The organism is Acidocella sp. (assembly GCF_013044125.1).
GTDB lineage: Bacteria > Pseudomonadota > Alphaproteobacteria > Acetobacterales > Acetobacteraceae > Acidocella.
The window spans coordinates 1-7513 of record NZ_JABEVC010000126.1 but is presented as its reverse complement, the minus strand read 5'-3'; the positions used below and the strand labels follow the sequence as shown (position 1 = coordinate 7513).

At 55.3% G+C, this 7513-nt stretch carries 10 protein-coding genes and 1 pseudogene; 6 read left to right on the top strand and 5 right to left on the bottom strand.

From position 1 onward, the window contains the following. Nucleotides 1–98: 98 nt before the first annotated feature. Nucleotides 99–275 (bottom strand): annotated as a pseudogene (locus tag HKL97_RS08135) (transposase); the annotation flags it as partial. Between the two features lie 65 nt (nucleotides 276–340). Here HKL97_RS08135 and HKL97_RS08130 point away from each other — a divergent pair. From HKL97_RS08130 to HKL97_RS08120, 3 genes are all read left to right on the top strand, one after another. Then, the gene (locus HKL97_RS08130; RefSeq protein ID WP_291424202.1) at nucleotides 341–484 is read left to right on the top strand and encodes a hypothetical protein; all 144 of its coding nucleotides are present in this window, start codon (nucleotides 341–343) and stop codon (nucleotides 482–484) included. A 169-nt stretch (nucleotides 485–653) separates the two neighbouring features. Then, nucleotides 654–1232 (top strand): ANTAR domain-containing response regulator, encoded by a 579-nt coding sequence (locus tag HKL97_RS08125; protein ID WP_291424200.1) that lies wholly within the window; start codon nucleotides 654–656, stop codon nucleotides 1230–1232. Next, nucleotides 1229–2191 carry a CmpA/NrtA family ABC transporter substrate-binding protein gene (locus HKL97_RS08120; RefSeq protein WP_291424198.1) on the top strand — a complete coding sequence of 321 codons (963 nt, stop codon included), beginning with the start codon at nucleotides 1229–1231 and terminating at the stop codon, nucleotides 2189–2191. The genes HKL97_RS08125 and HKL97_RS08120 overlap by 4 nt, the downstream gene beginning before the upstream one ends. Before the next feature lie 91 nt (nucleotides 2192–2282). Here the strand turns inward: HKL97_RS08120 and HKL97_RS08115 are convergent, their stop codons facing one another. The 3 genes from HKL97_RS08115 to HKL97_RS08105 form a co-directional block, all read right to left on the bottom strand. Then, complete coding sequence (locus HKL97_RS08115; RefSeq protein ID WP_291424196.1) at nucleotides 2283–2882, bottom strand: fasciclin domain-containing protein; 600 nt, start codon at nucleotides 2880–2882, stop codon at nucleotides 2283–2285. Between the two features lie 86 nt (nucleotides 2883–2968). Further along, complete coding sequence (locus HKL97_RS08110) at nucleotides 2969–3688, bottom strand: anti-sigma factor domain-containing protein (RefSeq protein ID WP_291424194.1); 720 nt, start codon at nucleotides 3686–3688, stop codon at nucleotides 2969–2971. After that, nucleotides 3685–4260, bottom strand: coding sequence for a sigma-70 family RNA polymerase sigma factor (locus HKL97_RS08105; protein ID WP_291424193.1), 576 nt, complete (start codon nucleotides 4258–4260; stop codon nucleotides 3685–3687). The genes HKL97_RS08110 and HKL97_RS08105 overlap by 4 nt, the downstream gene beginning before the upstream one ends. A gap of 380 nt (nucleotides 4261–4640) precedes the next feature. Here HKL97_RS08105 and HKL97_RS08100 point away from each other — a divergent pair, with 380 nt between their 5' ends. From HKL97_RS08100 to HKL97_RS08090, 3 genes are all read left to right on the top strand, one after another. After that, on the top strand, nucleotides 4641–5204 hold the full coding sequence (locus HKL97_RS08100) for a DUF3833 family protein (protein ID WP_363238597.1): 564 nt from the start codon (nucleotides 4641–4643) through the stop codon (nucleotides 5202–5204). A gap of 305 nt (nucleotides 5205–5509) precedes the next feature. Beyond that, nucleotides 5510–6595: a DUF3034 family protein gene (locus HKL97_RS08095; protein ID WP_291424191.1), complete on the top strand. Its 1086-nt coding sequence runs from the start codon at nucleotides 5510–5512 to the stop codon at nucleotides 6593–6595. 25 nt (nucleotides 6596–6620) lie between these two features. Continuing rightward, nucleotides 6621–7067: a group 1 truncated hemoglobin gene (locus HKL97_RS08090; protein WP_291424189.1), complete on the top strand. Its 447-nt coding sequence runs from the start codon at nucleotides 6621–6623 to the stop codon at nucleotides 7065–7067. A 265-nt stretch (nucleotides 7068–7332) separates the two neighbouring features. Here HKL97_RS08090 and HKL97_RS08085 read toward each other — a convergent pair. Continuing rightward, nucleotides 7333–7513, bottom strand: a 181-nt coding sequence (locus HKL97_RS08085; protein WP_291424187.1) for a hypothetical protein, incomplete at its 5' end; no start/stop codon positions are given.

Here is a 7513-nt window from a genome sequence, read left to right as displayed (position 1 = left end):
GGGTTGGAAACTCATCGAAGTGTTGACGCAGTGCCCAGATCGACTCGCTCAAAACATCCGGGTCGCCTGAAAGCCGGGCAGAGTAGCTGGGCAGTTACCATACTTTCGGCAATGCCCTCGCGCCGGCATAGCTCGGAGATGCTGTGCTCACCGCGCAGCCCCTCCAGCACAATGCGGATTTTATCTTCCGCCGAATAATGCCGCCGCGTCGCGCGGCGAATCTCACGCACCACCGCCTCGGCAGGCGGTTTTGAAGTCGAGGATTTCTGGCTCATCTACGCTCCTTCGTCGCTACGATGAGCCAGAAATCCTCCTTTATTCAAGATACCAAGTTTGTCTCATGGGCGCTGACGGGGGACAGTTGCTCTCCGTTGCCGAGACAGGCAATCTAAGCCAGTCGGCCGAGGCGCTGATCGAACACGCGCGCCGCATCCTGGGAGATTTGGATTGCGTGCGCGACTGCCTGCGCGCCAGCGCGGCATAAAATCAGGGGGCTGCGATCTGCTGTTCTTAACTGCGCCTCTCCGAGGTTCACAAATCCCCCAGGCCTCGCCATAGGGTATTGATGGATTTCATCAGTGCGGTTCAGTTTGCAGCCTGCGAAATTCTGGCCCGGTAATTGCTGATATCTGCCGCATGATGGCAGCACTCCCATGAAAATATTGGTGGCCGATTGCGATGGCACACACGCCAGGGCGCTTTCTGCCCAGCTCAAGGTGCAGGATGATGCTTTTTCGATCATTCTTGCCCGTCCTGGCGAGAATCTGCTGGACGCCGTGCGCCGCGCCTGCCCGGATGTGGTCATCGTCGACATGGCCCGGCCAGACCGCGACGGGCTGGATTCGGTACGCGCGCTGAACGCGCAGCAAATGGTGCCGGTGCTGATGTTCATTGACGATGACGACCCGCAGTTCATGGAGGAAGCCATTGCCGCCGGGGTCAGCTCCTACCATGTCGGTGGCGTTACCTTGCCCGCGATCAAGCCCATTTTGCGCACCGCCATGGCCGTGTTCCAGCGCATGCGCGGCCTGCAGGAAAAGCTGGCCGAGGCGCGCGAGCAGATCGAGGCCCGCCAGATAATCGACGCAGCCAAGCGCCTGCTGATGGCCGAGGATAAAATGAGCGAGCCGGCCGCGCACCGCTTCCTGCAACGCCGGGCCATGGACCAGCAGAAAAAAATCACGGACATTGCCGCGGCGCTGCTGCGCGGGCGCAAAACGGAGGCATCATGATGGCTGAGACAATCCGGCTGGGACTGCTGCGGCTCTGCGACGCCGCGCCGGTGATTCTGGCGGACCACGAGGAAATGTTCGCGATCAACGGCGTGCGGGTCAGCCTTTCGGTTGAGCCTTCCTGGGCGAATATAGCCGACAAATTGAGCTACGGGCTGCTGGATGGCGCGGTCATGCTGCCGCCGCTCGCCATGGCCTGTACGGCGGGCTTGCGCGGGCGCAAAACTGAGTTGGTGGTGCCGATGAACCTGAGTGTCAACGGCAATGCGGTCACGCTCGCCTCTCCTCTGCGTGATGATTTTTTAAGCCACGGCATCGCGGGGGTGATCGCCGGGAGACGGGTGCGCCTCGCGGTGGTGCATAGTTTCTCCACGCACGACCTGCTGCTGCGCCATTGGCTGGCGGGGGCGGGCGTGAACCCTGACCAGGATGTGGAAATTACCGTGCTGCCGCCTGCGGAAATGGTCAGCAGCCTGGCGGCTGGCGCGATCAGCGGGTTTTGCGCGGGGGCGCCTTGGGGCCAGGTGGCGGCACATGCCGGGCTGGGATTCATGGCCGTGCGTTCGCGCGACATCTGGCGGGACCATCCGGAAAAATGCCTGGCGCTGCGGGCGGATCTGGTGGCGCGCGACCCGGCCGGGGTCGCCGCCATGCTAAAGACGCTGCGCAAAGCCGGGGCGCTCTGCGCCGCCATGGACAAGCGCGACGCCCTGGCGGCTTTGCTGGCGCAGCCTGAATACCTAAACCTGCCGGCGGAGCTGATCGCCACCGCGCTCAACCCGGAAACGGGAGGGCCCCTGTTTACCCAGCAGTACCCTGACGGGGTGCTGGCCAACTGGTTTGCCCAGCAGATGCTGCGTTGGCAAAAAGCCCCTCCAGGCAGCTTGGACAACGCGGCAAGCCTTTACCGGCCGGATTTATTTTTGGCCGCAGGTGGAATGGCGCCTGTGGCATCATAGAAAAGTGCGAACCGCGTGCAACGTCTGGCGGCGGACTTAGACTTCAGATTGACCCGCAAAAGAGGTCAATCCGAAGTCATCGCAATCGATATTACGGCATAAGAACTTTATCGACGACCTGGATGACGCCATTTGACTGATTGACGTCGGCGACCGTTATATTGGCGGTATCTCCTTTGTCGTCAGTAACCTGAACCATTCCGTTGGACAGGGTGAAACTAAGTTCTGGCCCAGCAACTGTTTTCAAACTGGCCTTTCCGCCATCCTTCAGAATCAGCGCTTTCAGGTCCGCCGTTTCGTATTTTCCGGCCACCACATGATAGGTCAGAATTTTCGTCAGCTCCGCTTTGTTCTCGGGCTTGAGCAGTGTGGAGACGGTGTTGGCCGGCAACGCATCAAACGCTTCGTTGGTGGGTGCAAAGACCGTAAATGGGCCGGGTCCTTCCAGGGTTGGCACCAGTCCGGCAGCTTTTACCGCGGCGACCAGCGTGGTGTGATCTTTGGAATTAATAGCGTTCGCAATGATATTCCTTGTCGGGTACATCGCGGAACCTCCCACCATGGGATCGGCGGCCGGCATCATGGACGCACCGCTCATCGATGATGACATTGCTGATTGTGCAAATCCTGCTGCCGGAAGGCCAGCCAGCATTGCGGCCGTTAGACAAATTTGTGAAATTCGAAACTTCATTTTTAACTCCTGAATTTTTTCTTCTTCATAAGGTGAAGAATACCGGAGCTACGAACCGCGTGCGCACGCGGATGCAAATTAAATGTTCAAATCGGCACAAATTTCGCGACGGCGATAACCGGTCCTGTCGGAAGCCCTGTTGGCGATCCGCCGGCCGGTTCAATCGAGACGGCCAGCGTTACATTGCTGATGCTGCCGTGAAGCCGATTGGCCGATAGATTTACGGCAACGGAACGATTGCTCGCCAATAATCCCAACGGCTCGGGTTGATTGCCAGGCGTTAACAGCCAAAGCTCGGCGGATTTATGTTGCGGCACACTCACCTGGGAAGGGCTGACGACCAGCAATATACCACCATTCTTTTTCTCCGCGGTTGCGACAAAAAGGCCAGCATGCTCAGTGACAAGACTGGCGGTCGCGATGGGAAGGGGCGGCGGCGCGCGCAAAAAAACGGCAACGATCATGGCAGCGGCGAATACGGTTCCAAACGCGCCCGCGCTCAAGCCGAAATATCGCCAGAATTTCAGATTATCCCATAAACCTAAACGCGGCTTTGTAGTTTCAGCAGAGGCTATGGCCGCGGTAATCGCCGGCCAGACGCGCGCACCTGGCTGCACCGGCGCCAGCACCTCGGCGAGCGGCATTAATCTCATTTCCCATGCCTGCACAGCTTCATCAAACTGCCTGTTATGTGTGCGCAAAGCGTTAAGCTTGGTGATCTCGCCGGCATTCAGGAGGCGCAGAAAAAACTCCGCAGCGAGCATCTCAATGTCATCATCGGGAGGATCAATTTCAGGGACGCTCATGATCCGAGGCAGGCTTTCAGCCGCATCAACCCGCGGCGGATCAGACTTTTCATGGACCCCAGCGGCGTGCCGGCGGCTGTTGCGAGACATTCATAAGTTTGGCCACCGAAGAATGCCGCGCGAATGGCCTGCGCAGTCCGGCCGTCGAGGCCATCCAGGCAGGCATTGAGACGTTGGGCGCTCTCAAGCGAAGCCAAGGCAATATCAGCCAGAGGCGCCGTATCAGCGACCTCCACGGCCTCATCCAATGCGCCGTGATACTGCCGCCGCGACCTCAGCCGGTCGAACGATCGGTTACGGGCAATGGTCAACAGCCAGGTCATGGGGCTTAGTCCGCGTGCCTCGTCAAACTGGTCAGCCTTGTTCCACACAGTGATATAGACCTCCTGCAACACATCCTCTGCTTCCGCGCGATCCACCAAGATACGCGCGCAAAGGCTGAATAGTTTCACATTGGTCCGGCGATAGATCTCCTCAAGAGCCAGCCGGTCTCCCCGGGTGACCCTGTGCAGGCAAGCCAACAGCTCGGCGCGATCGATAGCGGCCTGATGATTCGCGCTTGCGAGCGTCACGAAAATTCTCCCCCCCGTGCAAACGTCAATCAAAAGCCTGATTGATCTCAGTCTCATTCGGATATTTTGCCTAATGAATGCGATCAACCTACAGATTAACTCATAACATCTCGTACCAGTCAATCTGACGCGCCGGGATGCGGTCCTGTCAGCGAAAAAAAACCTGCAAACGACGGGATACATGCATCCAACCTCAGCGCGCTTACGTAACTGCGGATAGTCGTTACCGTCAACATGGCCAAGCATGCGGGAGTTTTTTTCTATAGCGTTGTTATTGAATATATTTTTCCGTTTAAGGCGGGCATCAGCGCTGCCGTGCGGCGTGTGGCGCCGCAATTGCGGGCATATGGCTCATTCTCATCGGCAAAAAGGGACAAAAATTGCTTGGTTTTAGGTTAACATTGTTGTTTGGGCTTGCGCTTACAGGTTGCAGTTCTATGACCGTAAGCCAATTCGTGAACGGTCATCCCTCCATGGCGCCTGATAACTGGATGGTTGGCGCGGTGGATGGGTATGGCGCCGTTATCGATCGCTTCAATAATCTCCAATCCCAGTTTCATGTTTGTGAGATCGGCACCTGGAATCCGTCAGCACGGGCCGTTACTCTGGTTGAGCATATCACATACTTGCAGGAAAGCCGGGACAAGCCAAAAAATCGAACCTGGCATTTCGTTGAATCCAGTCATGGCGATTGGACGGGAACCGCTGCCGATGTCATCGGGACCGCCGATGGTGAGCAAGCGGGCAATGCGTGGCATCTGGTATTTCATCAGAAGCTGCCGATCGGGGGTCGTCAGGTTGTTGTCAAAATTGATGATTGGAGGTTCCGCGAGGCAAATAGCGTGGCGTTGGATCACTCAATCATTACCAAACTCGGCATTCGCCTTGCGACAGTAGAGATCGCATTTGTAAAATCGAAAAACAACACCTGCCAAGCTGAATAAAGCCGCGTTATCAAAAAAGACACCAGCCGCTCAAAGAATTAAAAAGCATATCAAGTGCGCCAGTGTAAAATTTAACTATGGGGCGCTGCATCTAAGTGGCGCCCCCTCTCGTAGATAGGCTGTTAGCATCGCACAACACGAGCCTTGAACAGGAATACACATTATGTCCCGTTAAAAAATCTGTCTTCGTTCATTTTTCAATGTGGAACCAAAAAGTTTTTGGTTCGTCAGCGATACTGATCTGGGATCAGCCGCGATGATTGTTGTGTGAAATTCGTAACTGATAATGATTATTCGGAGGCTTAATGAAAAAAGCACGGGCATCTCTCAAAAAAAATATCACGGAATACGCGCGGATATATGGAATTTCTGTCCTCGCCGTTGCGTCTTTCGCCGGCTCTTCAGCCAGGGCGCAGATGGTCGCTGCGGAGCCCGCGCCGAATTTGACGGCCCATATGTTCGATATGGGCGGCCTGGTCACGACTGGCGCCGTCACGGCCGTTGGTGGCGCTGCCGGTGGGGGGATTGTGCCTTGGGCATTGATCGGCGGGTACACGACTAAAGATCAGGTTGGCGGTACGGCGTTCTACACGCATGTATTTTTGCGTAACTACCAGCTTGCCACCTATGGCGGCTTATTTGCTCTATCCAACCGCGTAGAGCTGTCATTCGCTCATCAAAGTTTTCAACTCGGATCAACCGGCGCAACTTTGGACGGAAAGATTTTTAATGCCCTCGGGGCTCCCGCGAACACCCCAGAAAGCGTGCTGCCGCATGCCTTGCGGCTCGACAATGTAAATATCAATCAGGATATAATTGGCATTAAAGTCCGGCTTTACGGCAATGCGATCTATGATCAGGGCACGCTAATTCCACAAATTTCCGTGGGCTATGAGTATCACCATAACGAAAATTCGAGTTTTACCAGGGCAATCGGAACCCGGCCTTCGGGCAGCGAATATTATATTGCCGCGACCAAAGTGTGGTTGAATGGATTGTTTGGCCATTACACGATGGTTACGGCAACGCTCGACGCGACGAACGCGATACAAAACGGCCTGCTTGGGTTTGGCGGCGTCGGGCCTAATGGTCCGAAGACTGGGTATCACATTGAGCCGGAATTCGCCGTTGGTTATTGGCTGAATAACAACCTTGTGGTTGGTGGAGAATATCGCTTTATGCCACATTACCAGGTTGTCGCCCCGGGTAATGTTCCTGGTTACGGCCCTCTCGGAAATGCCCTAAGCAAGACGAGCGATTGGAAGGACGTATACATCGCGTATTTCCCTGTGAAATATCTTTCGATCACTTTGGCCTATGCAGATCTGGGCACAATCGCAAGCGAGAAAAATCAAAATGGCGTTTATCTATCCGCTACATCTAGTTTCTAGAAAATCAGTTAACAAGGAGGTCAAAATGCCGCATTATGTTAAAGTTAAATTGAAATATATTGTCCTCTCCGCCCTCAGTGTTGTGACAATCAGCCTGTCTCCGGCAGCATCGAGAGCAAGCACGTCTTATTATAATGCGTTCGGCCGAAAGCAAGGCTTGAATACAGTCGTTGGTGATTTTTTGAATAATGTTCTCGCCGATAGCCGTATTAAGGCTTATTTTACAAATGCTAATATCCCCGCTCTTCATGCAGCGCTTGTAACTCAGTTTTGTATGCTGGAAGGTGGACCCTGTGAATTCAACGAGAACATGAAAACTGTTCATCAAAATCTCGGTGTCACGGATGCGGCTTTTAACGCACTCGCGGAAGACCTTCAGAAGTCGATGGTGTATCATAACATCCCTTTAGCAGCACAAAATAATTTGCTCGCAAAACTCGCGCCGATGGAGAAAGGGATTGTAACAAAATGAGATATCGACACAAAATCGTATAAGGATAAACCTGGCCGCATGGTGAGGAACGCGACATCTGGGGCCATAAGGGCCAAGGTCAGCTCCTTAAGGAGATGAACCCCAAAACGCGCGGTCCTGCCAATGAATATGTTGGGGCGGACAGCCTAACGGCATCGAATGTGTCACGATGGGGTTGAACAACCAACCCAATTTTGGGGCAGATTCGGACGTGAGGTGAAATCTCACCTTCATTCCACCTCGTGTCATCGTCAGCACCGGAAGATCAGGCGGCGGCGTTGCCTGCCGCCTGTGTTGCTTCGGCGCGCTCGGCGAGGCGCTGGCGGATGGCTTTTGGCAGCTGGCGGGCGGATTTGGCGCGCGGGTATTCCATCTCGGCGATGGCGGTATCGCCAACCAGGGCCTGATGTTCGGCCCAGTTGTCGAAGCTCAGGCGGTCCACGTTG